Raw genomic sequence first — 15,927 nt, 5'->3', positions numbered from 1 at the left:
GCAACTAAACCCTTTCATCAAAGACAAAGCCTTCATTAAAAAGCTTTTTGAACACCCCAGCATCGATCAATTTCTGATTAATTTCAGCCAGTTTTAGGTTAACCTCGGCCAGCTGTTGACTGTACTCAGCACGCTTATCTGCTTGACCCTGCTCTTGCTCCTCCAGCTCTTTTTTCTGTTTTTCCAACGCGTCTGCACGTTGCTCATCGCTAAGTGATTCCATCTGGCGCTGATTCTCACTGCTATCGTCAGGCTCACTGCTCTCCCGTGCCAGCTCTGCGCGCGCCTCTACCGCCATCGCAGCTGCTTGCGCCGCAACAGAGCGATCTTGAGAGGAGGGTTCAGCTACCGCTAGCGCAGCTCGCATAATAACTTCAGCTTTCTCTAACGTTGCTTGAGGGTCATTCGGCACCGACGAAGTATCGATACTAACTTCGCCACCTACCGCATAGAGCCTACCATCAGGGCCTCGTTGATACTCAAACGTAAGAGCACCGGCATACTGACCACCTGCCGCGGCATGGGTTAGCTCATGCTGACGCACCTCCATATCACGAGCGGCTAATTCAGTTAACAACTGAGACTCACTTTCGGCCTCCGCTGAGTTAGACGATCGATTTGCGGAGTCGCCGAGGGATTGGTCTTTGGTATTTGGATTCGTATCGGCAGCGGATGCCTCATGAGAAGGCTGCACCGGAGGAGTAGAAGGAGACGTTTGCACTGTATCGGAAGGCGACACAGAAGGTAATACGCTGTTCGCCACCGTAGATGGATTCCGCTCGGCAGCCTTGAATGAATCACTCGTATTCAGAACATGTGAACCGGTAGCCAGAGATACCTGCATCACGTCTACCTCCCGTTACTTATTAACGTTACTGATTAAAAACACCTTCTTCAGAACATAAATATTTTGCGATCGCGGTTATGACATAGATAGCCGCCAAGTCAGCCATTAAGGAATTGATATAAACCACGGCAATAACGGCCTAATAGTTATAAAACAGTGCTAAATATTAAGCACGAATATCAATCAATGTCCCCAACGTCTCATCCACCGACTGCACAACTTTAGTGGATGCGGCAACAGCATTCTTTTCAACAGCGAGATCAGCCAAAGACTGATTTAGGTCGTTCCCTGTTCCCTCTTCTGGCGTATCGGACTTCCCAGCTCCGGCGATATCAGACGCCACTTTTTGGACGCCGTCCAAACCCCGATTTAATCCTAGAACCCCAGTACTCAGCGCTGATGTAACGTTCATAAAGCACCTCTTATTTCACTTGCCAGACTATTTCACTTGCCAGACGACTAACAATTCAGCCTAACCAGCCAATATCACCGTAATAATTGATCATAATATTTAGCAATATTGGTTGATTATAGCTCAGCCGAACAAATAGTTCATTTATTGATCAGTCATTAGCGATGCCAAATCAATATAGCTGGCTACTTTTTCAGCACTACACGCCTCAAGATGAGGGACTTCAGCCAACAGTGGCGCTGATAACATCGATTTCAGCGTCTCCAGATTTTCATCGTAACAACTCATCTGCGGCTCTATTTGGTTGGCAACCCAGCCCGCTAATCGCAGTCCATCCTTAACAATCGCTTCGACGGTTAGCAAAGTATGGCTGATACAGCCCAGTTTCATGCCGACTACCAGAATCACAGGGGTACGCAACAACTTAGCAACATCAGCCAAAGTCTGCCGATTATTCAAGGGCACACGCCAACCACCCGCCCCTTCAATGATCATAAAATCGGCGGGCTGCATCATCACACCACGGCACAGGGCTGCGATGCGATCGGCATCCAATCGACGCCCCAATAACTGCGCCGCGATATGAGGCGCTATCGGAGATTCAAAAGCAATCGGGTTAACCTGTTCATAACTCAGCTTGATGGAGGCTGTCTGCTGTAATAAAAGTGCATCACTGTTACGCAGACCTGCCTCTGTTTTCTCACACCCCGCCGCAACCGGTTTCACACCAACGGTAGACAACCCCTGCTGATTAGCAGCGGCCAACAAGCCCGCGGAAACCAGCGTTTTACCCATATCGGTATCGGTTCCAGCGACAAAAAAAGTACGCTTAGCCATTAATATACTCACCATAAAATACTTGATAGGTCGCCGGCAATTGGCCATCCGACCGTCGAAACTGTTCGTACGCTTGTTTAAAAGCGATCATCCTCGCCTTGCCGGTTAAACCGCTGGGGCGACCAGCGCTAATATTATGCGCACCAATCCCTTTCAACTCAGCGGTCAATTCGCGTAACTGGTCATAAAGCAGCACTTCGGGTGCCTGCCTCAAACTCACTTGTTGCAGATAACCCTCAGCGCTCGCCTGCAACTGGCTAAAACTAATAAAACGATTCACATGCTGAAAACAATCAACCGCCGACCAAGATTCACGGATTTCATACAGCGTATCCGGCCCTAAGGTACTGAACAGAAAGCGTCCACCGGGCTTTAGCACCCGAGCCACTTCGCTAAACAATGAGGGGAGGTCCTCACACCACTGAATCGCTAAACTGGAAAAGATCAGATCAATAGAGCTATCTGCCAACGGCAAATTCTCCGCATCACCACATAGCCAAAGCGCATTAGGGGTCGCCCGATGTTCGCGCGCGTAGGCCAACATCCCCTGAGCTAAATCCAAACAGATCAGTTGCTGCGGTTTGAACTTCTCTGCTAACAGGGGTGCAAAGTACCCCGTACCACAACCCAAGTCCATCACCACCTCTGAGGATGAGTGAGGCAATTGATTGAGTAGCTGATGACCGATATCCCGTTGCAATTGCGCCACACCGTCATAACTGACCGCCGCACGGCTAAATGACTCGGCAATCTGAGGCTTCAAAAATTGAGTATTCATGGGCAAAACTGCCGAATTTTTTCAGCTAGACACGCGGGGGCAGACAGAAAACCAACATGGGATTGTTCTGCAAGCACGGCAACATTTGCATCGGGCTGCAATTGAGAGAGTGCATCGATCATGGCCGCTGACGCGAGCGTATCCCGTTCGCACAGGAGATGCAGCGTTGGTAAGTCGATAGCTCGGTACAGCTCACGGTAGTCTTGTCGCAGTAACGCCAAGCTAGCGTTTAAGCCTCGTTCACTAGACTGAACATCTGCCACAATCTGTTTGAGTATTTTCAGGTCCGCGCGAGCAGTGGCGCTACCATGCACTTGCAAGCGGTTAAAACGCTGTAGGGTTTTCGCAGAGTTCGTTTGCAAGTCACACTCAAACTGGCCGTAGGTGGTCTCACCCATACCAAAGGGCCAATTTTCACGCTCAACAAAACAGGGACTACTCCCTAAAGTGATCACCTTTGAAACCCTGTCGGGATAACGCTGCGCAAACGCCATCGCGATAATGCCACCCAACGACCAGCCAAACCAAATAGCCGATGCCGGCGCAACCTCGGCTAAGCATGCCACGACCGCTTCAAGATCATAAACCTCAGGTAAACATTCAGCACTACGGCCCAACCCCGGTAGATCAATAACCGTCACCTGATACTGCTGCTGTAACTCGGGTATTAATGTCTGCCAAATCTCGCTGTGCATCCCCCAACCGTGTAACAGCACCAAAGAGGGGACGTCTGAATTCAGCTGAGAACCATACTGCTGAGAATAGAGCATCAATTTGCTCTACCTGACGTGCCAACCATCACCTCATCCAGCGCATCCAACAAGCGATCAAGCTGTGCATCGGTATGGGTAGCACTGAACGTCACTCGTAGACGAGCGCCCCCCTCGGGGACAGTTGGTGGCCTAATCGCGCCAATATAGATACCTTTTGCTTCGAGTGCGGCACTGATTGCCATCGCCCTATCGGCAGCCCCCACCATAATCGGCTGAATCGGTGTCGCTGATGCCATAACAGGCAAACCCAGTTGCTCGCAACCCTGACGAAAACGCAGTATCAGGTCATTAAGCTTATCTCGACGCCATTCGTCCTGCTGTAATAACTTCAAACTGACTCGCGTTGCCGCTGCCACCGCCGGCGACATACTGGTGGTATAGATATAAGTTCGGGCATGCTGAATCAAGGTTTCGATCAGTTCTTCTGAGCCAGCCACAAAAGCGCCGGAGGTGCCAAAAGCCTTACCCAGCGTACCGACTAAAATCTGCACATCGTCATTACCCAGCCCGAAATGATCAACCGTACCTCGCCCCTGAGCACCAATACAGCCAAAACCATGGGCATCATCAACCATCACCCAAGCTTTATGCTGTGCGGCCGTGTCACATATTGTGGGTAACTCAGCGAGATCTCCATCCATACTAAAAACACCATCACAGACCACCAGCTTACGTCGTGCATCGGTGCGTTGTAGTCGGGTGTTTAGATTATCGGCATCATTGTGTAAAAAACGCTGAAAGCGCGCGCCACTCAGTAAGCCCCCATCCAATAACGAGGCATGATTGACTCGATCTTGAAACACCCCATCCCGCTTATCCAACAACGCCGTTATGGCGCCAATGTTGGCCATATAACCGGTAGAAAATAACAACGCACGAGGGCGACCCGTAAAGTCTGCCAACTCCTCTTCAAGGGCATGATGAGCCTGGCTATGGCCATTGACCAAATGAGATGCCCCGCCACCGACACCATAACGATCGGCACCTGCTTTGAGCCCAGCAATAACTTCAGGATGATTCGCAAGGCCGAGATAATCATTAGAGCAAAAAGCCAGACAAGCCTTACCGTCGACCATTACTTGCGGTGACTGCGGGCTTTGTAAAATACGCCGCTGACGATACAAAGACTGTGCTTTGCGTGCCTGCAATTCTGCGTGCAATTGATCGAAAGACATGGTCACTTCCTTGCTGGGCTATCCATGACAGCCCAGCGGATAGCGTAAATCAGGCTTCGTAGAAGAACGACTTATCTTGCTGTTTCTGCAGATTGTTAATGATCACCTGCTCTTGAGTATCATCCGCTTCAGAAATTCGCTGTTCGGGATTGATCCCCAGACGTTTAAATAATTGCAGGTCGCGATGGGTTTCAGGGTTTGGTGTCGTCAGCAAGCACTCACCGTAGAAAATAGAATTCGCCCCTGCCATAAAGGTCATGGCCTGCATCTCATCACTCATATTTTCACGGCCAGCCGAGAGACGCACATGGGATTGCGGCATCATGATCCGCGCCACCGCAATGGTGCGGATAAAATCGAGATTATCTAAGGTTTCCGCATTTTCCAGCGGTGTGCCTTTCACTTTAACCAACATATTGATCGGCACACTTTCAGGCTGTTTAGGCAGGTTCGCCAGTTGGCGTAGTAAGCCGATACGGTCGGTGGCGGTTTCACCCATACCTAAAATACCACCAGAACAAATTTTCATACCGGATTCACGCACATGATGCAGGGTATCAAGACGGTCCTGATAGGTTCGAGTGGTGATAATATTGCCGTAAAACTCTGGCGAGGTATCGAGGTTATGGTTGTAATAATCTAGCCCTGCATCTGCTAGCTGCTCTGCTTTGCCCTCATCCAGCATGCCTAGGGTCATGCAGGTTTCTAGACCGAGTGCTTTGACCCCTTTCACCATCTCGATGACATAGGGCATATCTTTATCGGCAGGATGCTTCCAAGCCGCCCCCATACAGAAACGAGTAGAACCCGATTCTTTCGCCTGTTTAGCCTTCTCCAGCACCGCATCAACCTGCATCAGGCGCTCTTTCTCAAGACCCGTATTATAATGACCACTCTGTGGACAATACTTACAATCTTCAGGGCAAGCGCCGGTTTTGATCGAGAGCAGAGTACTCACCTGCACTTCATTCGGATTAAAGTATTGGCGATGAACCAACTGAGCCTTAAATAGCAGGTCATTAAAAGGGAGTTCGAATAGCGCACGAACTTCCTGCTCGCTCCAATCGTGTCTGATCTCTGTCTGGTCTTGCTGCATCGCCGTATATATCCTGTAATAGATCCGAATGATAAGGATTTAGTGAAAGGCTAATTTTAATAGGACAGAAGGATCTGTCAACCTATGATTAAACAATATAAAAACAACTGGTTATTATTTAATCTAAGTCAGCCCTGTATCCTCTGTGGTTTACGGCCACCAGCAGAGGCTCAAATCTGTCAGGCCTGCCTTGATGATCTACCTTGGATTGGTAACGCCTGCCTACGCTGCGCCGAACCCATGCACCACACAGCGCTTTCCTTTATCTGCCCTCAATGCCAACAGAAATCACCACCCTTTCATCAGGTCATCACCCCCTTTGAGTATCGTTTCCCGATCGATCAACTGGTGCAATTGGCCAAGTTCAATGGCCAAACACACTATCTCAACCCACTGGCTGAGTTATTAAGCCAGCGGCTACAAGCAGCACCTATGCCCGAACTGATCATCCCCGTTCCGCTACACTCTAAACGTCTACAGGAACGGCAGTACAATCAGGCCGCGTTAGTGGCAAAACATTTGGCTCGCAAGCTGGACATCCCGTTCAGCAACACCTTACTGATTAAAACGGCAAACACCCAACATCAAGCCGACCTCGACCGCAAAGCTCGACGGAAAAACCTACGCAACAGTTTTCAATGTGTCGGCACACCACCTACTTCAGTTGCGGTTGTCGACGATGTCATGACTACCGGCACCACCGCCGCAGAAATCAGCCGAGTTTTAAAGCAGGCAGGGGCTCAGCAGATTTATATCTGGGTTATTGCCCGCACGGCAAAAGAGTTGCATTTACGCTGAATTAGCGCTTTCATTATTGTGCAGCCCGAGCGTTAAGGGGCTCGTTATTAGGTTAGGCCTTAACACTCAAAATTTGATAATAATAAACCTGCCCGTTATCCCCCTGTAAGGAGCCCATCATGGATCTGAGTAATATTGGTGATCTGATCGGAGGCATCGGACTTTTTCTACTCGGCATGCAACTGATGACCAACGGCTTGAAACGGGCCGCCGGTCACTCTCTACGAAAAGCCCTAGAAGCAGCCACTCGCTCACGTTTTAGAGGCCTCATTTCTGGCGCTGCTATTACCGCACTGGTACAGTCATCCACCGCTGTCACAGTGGCCACCATCGGTTTCGTCAATGCCGGCTTGCTCAATTTAGGGCAATCGATCGCGGTTATCTATGGCTGCAATATTGGTAGCACCATGACTGGCTGGCTGGTTGCCACCATTGGTTTTAACTTTAATATTAGTGCGTTCGCACTGCCCATAATCGGCATCGGTATGATCATGCGTCTGATCGGCGGTGAAAAACGCTATGCCCACTTAGGCACCACACTCACCGGCTTTGGCTTGTTTTTTGTTGGCTTATCGTTTCTCAAAGACACCTTTAGCGGCCTAGAGAACAGCATCCCCTTTGAAGCCATTAGTCAGACCAGTTATGGTTTGGCGCTGTTTGTGCTGGCAGGGTTTATTCTCACCGTACTGATTCAATCATCCGGCGCCGCCATGGCCATCACGCTATCGCTGGCAGCCAGCGGCGCTATTCCACTCGCAACCGCCGGTGCACTGGTGATTGGTGCAAACCTAGGCACCACCTCTACAGCAGCGTTATCGGCTATCGGTGCCACCTCTAATGCTAAACGAATCGCCTGCGCCCATGTCTTTTTCAACCTGATTACCGGCGCTGCGGGTTTACTTTTACTGATCAGTTTATCCAGCATCATTAACGGCTCAAATCTCACCCGGTACTTTGATCTGGTTATTCTACTGGCCCTATTCCACACGCTATTCAATGTCGCAGGCGTGCTGATCATGTGGCCTCTAACGAATCCTATGGTGGCGTTTTTGGAGAAACGTTTTCGGCGCGGTGATGAAGACTTGGCCAAACCCCGCTATCTGGACAACAATATTCTTGAAACACCCCTGCTAGCCATTGAGGCGATGACCCGTGAGCTCAGCCGAGTGAGTCGCATGGCAACCTCCCTAGCCAAGCAATCCCTTGATGCGGATCTATCTGACAGAACACCCATCCGCGCTCAATCACTTATTATCAATCAGCTGATCGTTGAGGTAGGTAAATTTAGCCAGAAGCTGGGGCAACAACCGCTCAGCGAAGAGATTTCCCAAATTTTACCCAACACAATGCGGGTCGCTCGCTATTTCAATGAGATCGCTCGTCTTTCAAACCTAATCGCCGAATACTGTGAGCGCTTTGAGCAGGTCAGTGACAGCAATACCCAAAAAGACATTTATGAACTGAAAGATATCACCCGTAAAATACTGGATGCTGCCGCTATAGACGATGATTCATACACCTCGTCTGATAAGAGCCGCCTGCTGCTGCATGAATTAGAAAAGACCTACCATAAAATCAAACTGCATGTGTTAGATGCGATGATTGATGGACGACTCAGCCCTGACGAAGGGACTGATCTGCTCGACTCACTCAGCCATGTTCACCGGCTCGGTCAGCAAGCAGAAAAAAGCACTCGCTACTGGAGTAGCCTGACACCTATTGAACATCGCTCGCCGATCATCAATCAATCAGATGCACCGGAGCAACGGAAAACCTCGGAACCCGATCATCATGAGACAACGGGAGAAGCGAAAAAAGTCCCTCTGCCTCCAGAAGAACTGGCAGTTAACTAACACAGAGGGCAGAATAGTCCTAACAGGATATCGGCACTCAATAACAGTGCCGATGTTGTTTTTTTCTCTGTCACTGATACCTAAACATGAGCTCACCGTTAGTATTTGAACCGATTGCCATTATCCACAGCGGCTATAAAGAAAAGTTCGGCATTCCGAGGCAACCAGGCTTGGCTCGCTCAATGACGGCAAGCATTGAATTACTGCCGCCTTACAATAGTACCGATGCGGTTAGAGGACTAGAACAGTGCAGCCATATTTGGCTACTGTTTATATTTAGCGCTTGCGTAGATAAAGGCTGGTCACCGCTGGTTAGACCCCCTCGGCTCGGCGGCAACGAAAAGTTAGGTGTATTCGCATCACGATCACCTTTTCGGCCTAACCCTATTGGTTTATCTCCGGTGAAACTAGAGGGCGTTCGCTGCGAAGGAGCGCAGGTTTTTCTCGATGTTAGCGGCGCTGATCTACTGGATAAAACACCGATTGTCGATATCAAACCCTATCTTCCCTATTCAGATAGTCTTCCGCAGGCCCACTATGATATCGCTAGCAAGATCGACACATTGAATTTACCGGTACAGTTTTCAGCCGAAGCCCAAATTGCACTCGAACAACAGAGCCAAAGGTTAAATCTGCCTTTACAGCAACAGATTGAAGAGGTGTTACGTTGCGATCCTCGCCCTGCTTACCATAAACAAAAAGCGCAGCAACGCACCTACGGGATTCGCTTGCATGATCTAAATATTCGCTGGGAGATCAACGATCGGGCGATTCTCGTTTTACAGATCGAGATTAATCCCGATAACGATGTTTAGAACATAACCAACAGATAAAAAAAGCAGCGCTAAGCGCTGCGAAAGAGAGAAACTTTGCTTTAAATCCACATAAACGATCACCGAGACGTCACTGGCCATGAGTAATGTGAGCAGACATTATGCCTCATGTTCAGATCAGTCCTCGGGCGAAAACAGCAGCGGGCTGTGCCTGCATGCTGTTTCATTAAAGCGACTATAGACGCGGTAACTGAAATCACACTGAAAGACACAAAATTTAATTCGATTTAAGGAGATGAATAATCTACTATATTAGATATCACTAATGTAGTATTTTAAATAAAACTTTATCGTTTTAAGATAAGCTCCACTATTGTAAAGTCCTTGAGCGTTTGGCCTGCTAAACATAACAGTACTCCACCAGCCATTCAGCCAGTACCTTGATAAGTGAATCTTCAGGATATGATCACATGAGTAACCAGCTAGAACAAACAAGCGCTTCTAAGTTGCAGCACTTTCCAATCACCTTTTTCGCCATGATTATGGGCATGACGGGTTTGACGCTGGTCTGGGAAAAAGCCAGCCATGTGTTTTCAACCCCCCCCATTATTGGCCATGTTTTATTAATCGTCACCGCATGCCTATTTTTAATCTTAGCGTTGATTTATCTTTTAAAGATCATGCTAAAAGCTCCCGCGGTGCTCGAAGAGTTTAATCATCCCATTAAACTTAGTTTTTTCCCTGCGTTTAGTATCAGCATGCTCCTGCTAAGTATCGCAACACTGGATGTATCAGAGCAGCTCTCCTTTATACTCTGGAGTAGCGGTAGCGTTATTCATCTGCTGCTCACCGTGTATGTTTTGAATCAGTGGATTCACCACCCCAAATTCAAAGTTATTCATATGACCCCCGCTTGGTTCATCCCTGTGGTGGGTAATATTCTGGTACCGATTGCTGGCGTTGAGCACGGATACACCGAAATTAGCTGGTTCTTTTTCTCCATTGGGATTGTTTACTGGATCGTGCTAAAAACACTGGTACTGAACCGAATGATATTTCATGATCCGATCCCTCATAAACTGCTACCAACGATGTTTATCTTGATTGCTCCACCCGCCGTTGGTTTTATCTCCTATATGAAACTCAATGGTGAACTGGATAACTTTGCTCGCATTCTGTTCTACACAGCCATGTTTCTGGTGGTTCTATTACTGGTTCAGGCTCCTCGCTTTACCCGTATCAAGTTCTTTATGTCTTGGTGGGCATATTCATTTCCACTGGCCGCCGCAGCCATCGCTGCTCAGTTAATGTATAGCCAATTAGGACAGCCATTTTTCTATTATTTATCGCTGGTACTTATCGCGCTTTCAAGTGTCATTATTGTACTGCTATTTTTCCGCACCCTACTGGCTGTGATCCGCAACGAGTTCTGCGTGCCGGAGTAAAGCTCTCACCGCAAGTTGCTTTCTTCTGAAAAACGGGCTGTAATAGCTCGTTTTTTTTATTCAAAAAACCGTTAAAAAACACTCTATCGCTGCACTTCAGCAGCACATTCACCGGAGCATCAGTATGAGTATTGCCAGCGATCAGATCCGTTTTGACCAGCAACATATCTGGCATCCATACTCTTCAATGATCAACCCTCCAGCAGCCTATCCGGTGATATCGGCAAAAGGCGTTCGATTAACATTAGCTGATGGTACTGAGCTGATTGATGGCATGGCCTCATGGTGGTCAGCCATCCATGGCTATAACCATCCAAGTCTGAATGCCGCCGCCCACGCCCAGATAGATCAAGTGTCCCATGTTATGTTTGGTGGTCTAACCCATGAGCCGGCGATTGAACTATGCCGTCAACTTGTCGAGATGACGCCAGAGCCGCTGCAAAAAGTATTTTTAGCCGATTCCGGCTCTGTTGCAGTAGAAGTCGCACTAAAAATGTCGATTCAGTATTGGCATGCCAAAGGACAACCAGCCAAACACAAATTTATCACCATTCGTAACGGCTATCATGGTGATACCTTTGGCGCGATGTCCGTCTGTGACCCCGTCAACGGTATGCATGAAATTTTTAATGGTGTCCTGCCACAGCAATTCTTTGCCCCAGCGCCAGAGATAAAATATGGCCAACCCTGGGATGCCAGTGATTGCGATGAACTCAACCGACTGATAAGCGATCACCACGGCGAGATTGCTGCGCTGATACTCGAGCCAATTGTTCAAGGAGCCGGCGGGATGCGTTTCTATCATCCAGAATATCTAAAGCAAGCAAGAGCATTATGCGATCAATATAATGTCCTGCTCATTGCCGATGAAATCGCTACCGGCTTCGGTCGTAGTGGAAAACTATTTGCCTGTGATCATGCCCAGATCATCCCCGATATTCTTTGCCTCGGTAAAGCGATTACCGGTGGTTATATGACCCTAGCGGCGACCCTAACCACCACGGATGTCGGTGAAACTATCTCCGCAGGGGGAGCCGGATGTTTTATGCATGGGCCGACCTTTATGGGCAACCCTCTGGCCTGTGCAGTTGCCAATGCCAGCCTCAAACTTCTACGTGAATCTGATTGGCAAAGTAATATTGCACGCATTGAACAGCAGCTAACAACCGGACTAGCCCCCTGCGCGAATTTAGACACGGTCGCCGATGTTCGCTGCCTAGGTGCCATCGGCGTGGTGGAAATGAAGCATCCGGTGGTCACCGCCGAGATACAACCTCTGTTTGTCGAACGAGGGATCTGGATTCGCCCCTTTGGCAAACTTATCTATGTGATGCCGCCCTACGTCATATCTGATGAAGATTTGAAAACACTAACCGCAGGGATCTGCGCAGTGATTCAGCAGCATACGGTAGCAAACAGCCTCTAGTCATTCGCTTTAACCGCTCTTCCGCTTATTAGCTGACCCACTAAACGAGGAAAAGACTGATGCTGATAACGTTGGTAGGTTGGCAGACTAAAACCCGCTTGCTGAATCAGCTCAGCCGTTTCTCGATTTAACTGACAACCGCCAGCACAACGGTGCCAAAAAGGGTTGAGGCGATGTTGCCAGCGCTGTACTTTAGGGTCATCGGCTAAAACATGTTCAAAAAAGAGTAACTGACCATCGGCTTTAAGCACTCGACGCATCTCTGCTAACGCATGCTGCGGATGTGGTACGGAACAGAGCACCAAAAAAGAGACGAGGGTATCAACACTATTATCAGCCAATGGAATAGCTTCGGCATCCGCCAGTAATAACTCGGTTTTTGCTTGCACCAACGCTGGCATTTTATTCAGATGCTTACGCGCCAAATGCATAACAGCGATATCCGGCTCTAACGCAACTAACTTATCCACAGCATCAGGATAACAGTGAAAGCTACTGCCGGTACCCGCACCAATTTCTAACACGATACCCTGCGCCAAATCTAATAGCTCACTGCGTTCATCAGCGACCGCGGCAGATACTCGATCCAATAGCCAAGGAAACAGCCAACGATAATAGGGGTTATAACTGCGTAGACTCATTGCTCGGCTTCCACTATTCTCTTATAAGTTGTAATTGCGTCATTATTTATTTTGTTTACAGGAGTTTACCCATGGCACGTATCAAAATTGATATGCCCGAAAACTATAGCTTCACCACCGAGATCCCCGTGCAGATTCGTGATATTAACTATGCCGGCCATCTCAGCAACGACTCTGTGTTATCAATAGTACATGAAGCCCGCCTACGCTACCTGAAATCACGTAACTACACCGAACTGGATATTGAAGGAAGAGGCATTATCATGACCGATTCAGCCATTGTGTATAAGGCTGAAGGTTTTCATGGCGACCTAGTTCAGATCGATGTCACCGTGGGGGATTTTAATAAATATGGCTGTGATATCTATTATCTACTGAGCAATAAGAAAACCGCTGTCGAGATGGCCCATGTGAAGACCGGTATTGTCTTTTTTGATTACAGTGCCGGAAAAGTCGTACCTGTACCCGAGAAATTTAAAGATAGCATTATGAAAGTCGTCGAGTAAATGCTCAAAAAACACTCAAGACATCACGATAAACGATTGAAAAATAGACAGAAACGCAACACTGAACGAATTTTAACCCACCGATGGGAAGCCCCGTAACAAGGGGCTTTCAGAGAGTTATCCTCGAGTTACACACAGTCTTGTGACACTGTTTCTGTTTATAACCTAATAAGTAGATCCACCGGCAGAAAATCAGTCATCTACCACTCAGCGATGACTGTCTTTCTCTTTACTAAATACCTCGTCTCGCCAATCAGGCCCTAGCTTCTCTTCGATATAGTCACGAATCAATTTACGCACCATCTGCGAAGGTGTGACGTCATCCGCACTGCAAAGCTTCTCAAACGTCGCTTTCTTTTTTGGATCAATCAACAGTGTCAATCGCGCAGTTCTCTGCTCCATTACCATTCCTTAACTTAAGTTTATGTTAATCATATTAACATTGATTTATATAGCAGTTAACATGTAATGTTACATATAGTAACGACCCCACTCAGCAGAGTCAGAGGCCACTTCTCATTTCGGCCGGCAAGCCGCCTGTCAGCTACCGCGCCTTACCAAGAGCAATTGTTCATGTCGCATCGTTTACATCTGCATAGTATTCAACCTTTTAGCGCCTTACGTGAAACCTTTAGGGAGGGCTATAGTGTCGCCGATCTTTATCGCGATATCATGGCCGGTATCACCGTTGGCATCATCGCTATACCCCTATCGATGGCGCTGGCTATTGCCAGTGGTATTCCCCCTCAATACGGCCTCTACACGGCAATCATCGCAGGGATATTAATCCCGCTAACCGGCGGTTCGCGTTACAGCATCTCAGGCCCAACCGCCGCCTTTGTTGTGATTCTCTATCCCGTGGCCCAACAGTTCGGGCTCAGCGGGCTACTTATCGCTTCACTGATGGCCGGTATCATGATGATTATCATGGCCTTAAGCCGTCTAGGAAGACTAATCGAATATATTCCGGAACCGGTAACCCTCGGCTTTACATCCGGTATCGCGGTGGTGATCGCCACCCTACAGATGAAGGATTTTCTAGGTCTTCAGCTAGATGAGATGCCGGAAAAATATATCGATAAGGTCGCAGCACTCGGTCATGCGTTACCGACGCTAATGCTTCCTGAGTTCGCTATTGGCGCCACCACGCTTATCGTTTTAGTCTTGTGGCCTCGACTGCGCATTCCTATTCCGGGCCACTTACCCGCCGTTGCTATCGGCGTACTTCTATCACTGGTATTAACCTCAACAGGGTTTGATATCCAAACCATTGGCTCCCGTTTCAGCTATGAATTGCTCGATGGTACCGTCGGACAGGGTATTCCTCCTGCGCTACCTGAATTCAATTGGCCTTGGCTACAACCTGGCCCGGATGGTGAACTGATCGACTGGGATTTCCACAAACTTACCGAACTCATGCCGATCGCCTTCTCCATCGCTATGCTGGGAGCCATTGAATCCCTGCTGTGCGCGGTGGTACTCGATGGTATGAGCGGCACCCGTCACCATTCGAACGTCGAGTTGTTAGGTCAAGGGATCGGCAACATCGTCACTCCATGGTTTGGAGGCATCACCGCCACCGCAGCCATCGCCCGTTCAGCGGCAAACTATCGCGCGGGCGCTAAATCACCTATTGCTGGTGTGATACATGGCTTAGTGGTGCTTGCCAGCTTGTTGATACTGGCGCCTTGGTTGGCCTATATCCCAATGGCTTCCATGGCCGCAATGCTATTAATGGTCGCTTGGAATATGAGCGAGGCACCTAAAGTGGTCTCGTTACTAAAAAAAGCCCCGACCAGCGATATTCTCGTACTCGTCACCTGCTTTTCACTGACGGTTATGATCGATATGGTGGTAGCAATTTCTTTTGGTATTATCCTCGCATCGATACTCTTTATGCGTGATATTGCGCAGATGACGCGGGTAACTGACGTGAGCGATAATCGTAAGCACGTGCCTGCAATACTGCCCGAAGACTGGGCCGTCTATAAAATTAGCGGTCCACTGTTTTTTGCTGCTGCTGATCGTATTTTTTCAGAGATACTGGAGATTTCTAAAGATAAGCACCACATCGTGCTCTACATGGACGCAGTGCCGATTCTTGATGCTGGAGGACTCTCCTCGCTGAATCATTTTCTGGACGAAAAATTTCAAGACGATGCCTTTGTGATTATCGCTGACCTACAGTTTCAGCCGCTGAAAAACATCGCTAAAGCGGGTCTCAAACCGATCGATAACAAACTTGTCTTCACACCCACACTGGCAGAAGCTATCGAGTTGGCCAGCGCCAAAGTCATCACCGACAATGCGGCTCCGTAGGATGCGGTGAGCTGTGCGAACCGCATCATAGCTGTTAGGTCAAGATAGAGCCTCATAATATCGCCGCCAGAGGCGGCTCCTACAGAGGAATTTGGAGCCGTAATTGACAGTCGGTGTAGGAGCACCTTCTAGGGGCGATAAGACGCAGTCCCGTAGGATGCGGTGAGCTGTGCAAACCGCATCATAGCTGTTAGGTCAAGATAGAGCCTCATAATATCGCCGCTAGAGGCGGTTCCCACACCAGAATC

Annotated in this window: 16 protein-coding genes; 7 read left to right on the top strand and 9 right to left on the bottom strand. The window is 48.6% G+C overall.

What is annotated here, in order from left to right; all coding sequences use genetic code 11:
• Window positions 1–4: 4 nt before the first annotated feature.
• From KO512_RS06380 to bioB, 7 genes are all read right to left on the bottom strand, one after another.
• A complete protein-coding gene (locus tag KO512_RS06380) occupies window positions 5–844 on the bottom strand; it encodes a putative metalloprotease CJM1_0395 family protein (protein WP_215951496.1) in 840 nt (279 codons plus the stop codon).
• A gap of 169 nt (window positions 845–1,013) precedes the next feature.
• Window positions 1,014–1,259 carry a hypothetical protein gene (locus KO512_RS06375; RefSeq protein ID WP_215951495.1) on the bottom strand — a complete coding sequence of 82 codons (246 nt, stop codon included), beginning with the start codon at window positions 1,257–1,259 and terminating at the stop codon, window positions 1,014–1,016.
• A gap of 144 nt (window positions 1,260–1,403) precedes the next feature.
• Entirely contained in the window at window positions 1,404–2,096 is a 693-nt protein-coding gene (gene bioD / locus KO512_RS06370; protein ID WP_215951494.1) for a dethiobiotin synthase, read from the bottom strand.
• Window positions 2,089–2,874, bottom strand: coding sequence for a malonyl-ACP O-methyltransferase BioC (bioC, locus tag KO512_RS06365; protein WP_215951493.1), 786 nt, complete (start codon window positions 2,872–2,874; stop codon window positions 2,089–2,091). Before bioC ends, bioD begins: the two co-directional genes overlap by 8 nt.
• Complete coding sequence (gene bioH, locus KO512_RS06360) at window positions 2,871–3,644, bottom strand: pimeloyl-ACP methyl ester esterase BioH (protein WP_215951492.1); 774 nt, start codon at window positions 3,642–3,644, stop codon at window positions 2,871–2,873. The genes bioC and bioH overlap by 4 nt, the downstream gene beginning before the upstream one ends.
• Window positions 3,644–4,822 carry an 8-amino-7-oxononanoate synthase gene (bioF, locus tag KO512_RS06355; RefSeq protein WP_215951491.1) on the bottom strand — a complete coding sequence of 393 codons (1,179 nt, stop codon included), beginning with the start codon at window positions 4,820–4,822 and terminating at the stop codon, window positions 3,644–3,646. Before bioF ends, bioH begins: the two co-directional genes overlap by 1 nt.
• 49 nt (window positions 4,823–4,871) lie before the next feature.
• Entirely contained in the window at window positions 4,872–5,918 is a 1,047-nt protein-coding gene (bioB, locus tag KO512_RS06350) for a biotin synthase BioB (RefSeq protein ID WP_215951490.1), read from the bottom strand.
• Window positions 5,919–6,002: 84 nt separating this feature from the next.
• Here bioB and KO512_RS06345 point away from each other — a divergent pair, with 84 nt between their 5' ends.
• The 5 genes from KO512_RS06345 to bioA all read left to right on the top strand — a co-directional run bounded on the left by KO512_RS06345 (window position 6,003) and on the right by bioA (window position 12,213).
• On the top strand, window positions 6,003–6,716 hold the full coding sequence (locus tag KO512_RS06345) for a ComF family protein (RefSeq protein WP_215951489.1): 714 nt from the start codon (window positions 6,003–6,005) through the stop codon (window positions 6,714–6,716).
• A gap of 119 nt (window positions 6,717–6,835) precedes the next feature.
• Window positions 6,836–8,569, top strand: coding sequence for a Na/Pi cotransporter family protein (locus tag KO512_RS06340; protein WP_215951488.1), 1,734 nt, complete (start codon window positions 6,836–6,838; stop codon window positions 8,567–8,569).
• Between the two features lie 86 nt (window positions 8,570–8,655).
• The gene (tsaA, locus tag KO512_RS06335; protein ID WP_215951487.1) at window positions 8,656–9,384 is read left to right on the top strand and encodes a tRNA (N6-threonylcarbamoyladenosine(37)-N6)-methyltransferase TrmO; all 729 of its coding nucleotides are present in this window, start codon (window positions 8,656–8,658) and stop codon (window positions 9,382–9,384) included.
• 428 nt (window positions 9,385–9,812) lie between these two features.
• A complete protein-coding gene (locus tag KO512_RS06330; RefSeq protein ID WP_215951486.1) occupies window positions 9,813–10,787 on the top strand; it encodes an SLAC1 anion channel family protein in 975 nt (324 codons plus the stop codon).
• Window positions 10,788–10,911: 124 nt separating this feature from the next.
• On the top strand, window positions 10,912–12,213 hold the full coding sequence (gene bioA, locus KO512_RS06325) for an adenosylmethionine--8-amino-7-oxononanoate transaminase (RefSeq protein ID WP_215951485.1): 1,302 nt from the start codon (window positions 10,912–10,914) through the stop codon (window positions 12,211–12,213).
• Here the strand turns inward: bioA and KO512_RS06320 are convergent.
• The gene (locus KO512_RS06320) at window positions 12,210–12,854 is read right to left on the bottom strand and encodes a class I SAM-dependent methyltransferase (protein WP_215951484.1); all 645 of its coding nucleotides are present in this window, start codon (window positions 12,852–12,854) and stop codon (window positions 12,210–12,212) included. The two genes, bioA and KO512_RS06320, sit on opposite strands and share 4 nt — an antisense overlap.
• Window positions 12,855–12,925: 71 nt before the next feature.
• Between KO512_RS06320 and KO512_RS06315 the strand changes: the two genes are divergently transcribed.
• The gene (locus tag KO512_RS06315) at window positions 12,926–13,360 is read left to right on the top strand and encodes an acyl-CoA thioesterase (protein ID WP_126159213.1); all 435 of its coding nucleotides are present in this window, start codon (window positions 12,926–12,928) and stop codon (window positions 13,358–13,360) included.
• A gap of 207 nt (window positions 13,361–13,567) precedes the next feature.
• On the opposite strand, the gene KO512_RS06310 is transcribed toward KO512_RS06315, so the two are convergent.
• Window positions 13,568–13,762 carry a CopG family transcriptional regulator gene (locus KO512_RS06310; protein ID WP_215951483.1) on the bottom strand — a complete coding sequence of 65 codons (195 nt, stop codon included), beginning with the start codon at window positions 13,760–13,762 and terminating at the stop codon, window positions 13,568–13,570.
• A 171-nt stretch (window positions 13,763–13,933) separates the two neighbouring features.
• On the opposite strand from KO512_RS06310, the gene dauA reads away from it, so the two are divergent.
• Window positions 13,934–15,679, top strand: a complete 1,746-nt coding sequence (gene dauA / locus KO512_RS06305) for a C4-dicarboxylic acid transporter DauA (RefSeq protein WP_215951482.1) — start codon at window positions 13,934–13,936, stop codon at window positions 15,677–15,679.
• Window positions 15,680–15,927 lie beyond the last annotated feature (248 nt).

The organism is Amphritea atlantica, assembly GCF_018860855.1.
In the GTDB taxonomy this organism is placed as follows: domain Bacteria; phylum Pseudomonadota; class Gammaproteobacteria; order Pseudomonadales; family Balneatricaceae; genus Amphritea; species Amphritea atlantica_A.
This window is presented reverse-complemented; position numbering and strand designations above follow the sequence as displayed.

Excerpts from the sequence above, each read along its gene's own strand:
- KO512_RS06380 (WP_215951496.1), bottom strand. The coding sequence starts at position 844 with ATGCAGGTATCTCTGGCTACCGGTTCACATGTTCTGAATACGAGTGAT.
- KO512_RS06375 (WP_215951495.1), bottom strand. The coding sequence starts at position 1,259 with ATGAACGTTACATCAGCGCTGAGTACTGGGGTTCTAGGATTAAATCGG.
- bioD (WP_215951494.1), bottom strand. The coding sequence starts at position 2,096 with ATGGCTAAGCGTACTTTTTTTGTCGCTGGAACCGATACCGATATGGGT.
- bioC (WP_215951493.1), bottom strand. The coding sequence starts at position 2,874 with ATGAATACTCAATTTTTGAAGCCTCAGATTGCCGAGTCATTTAGCCGT.
- bioH (WP_215951492.1), bottom strand. The coding sequence starts at position 3,644 with ATGCTCTATTCTCAGCAGTATGGTTCTCAGCTGAATTCAGACGTCCCC.
- bioF (WP_215951491.1), bottom strand. The coding sequence starts at position 4,822 with ATGTCTTTCGATCAATTGCACGCAGAATTGCAGGCACGCAAAGCACAG.
- bioB (WP_215951490.1), bottom strand. The coding sequence starts at position 5,918 with ATGCAGCAAGACCAGACAGAGATCAGACACGATTGGAGCGAGCAGGAA.
- KO512_RS06345 (WP_215951489.1), top strand. The coding sequence starts at position 6,003 with ATGATTAAACAATATAAAAACAACTGGTTATTATTTAATCTAAGTCAG.
- KO512_RS06340 (WP_215951488.1), top strand. The coding sequence starts at position 6,836 with ATGGATCTGAGTAATATTGGTGATCTGATCGGAGGCATCGGACTTTTT.
- tsaA (WP_215951487.1), top strand. The coding sequence starts at position 8,656 with ATGAGCTCACCGTTAGTATTTGAACCGATTGCCATTATCCACAGCGGC.
- KO512_RS06330 (WP_215951486.1), top strand. The coding sequence starts at position 9,813 with ATGAGTAACCAGCTAGAACAAACAAGCGCTTCTAAGTTGCAGCACTTT.
- bioA (WP_215951485.1), top strand. The coding sequence starts at position 10,912 with ATGAGTATTGCCAGCGATCAGATCCGTTTTGACCAGCAACATATCTGG.
- KO512_RS06320 (WP_215951484.1), bottom strand. The coding sequence starts at position 12,854 with ATGAGTCTACGCAGTTATAACCCCTATTATCGTTGGCTGTTTCCTTGG.
- KO512_RS06315 (WP_126159213.1), top strand. The coding sequence starts at position 12,926 with ATGGCACGTATCAAAATTGATATGCCCGAAAACTATAGCTTCACCACC.
- KO512_RS06310 (WP_215951483.1), bottom strand. The coding sequence starts at position 13,762 with ATGGAGCAGAGAACTGCGCGATTGACACTGTTGATTGATCCAAAAAAG.
- dauA (WP_215951482.1), top strand. The coding sequence starts at position 13,934 with ATGTCGCATCGTTTACATCTGCATAGTATTCAACCTTTTAGCGCCTTA.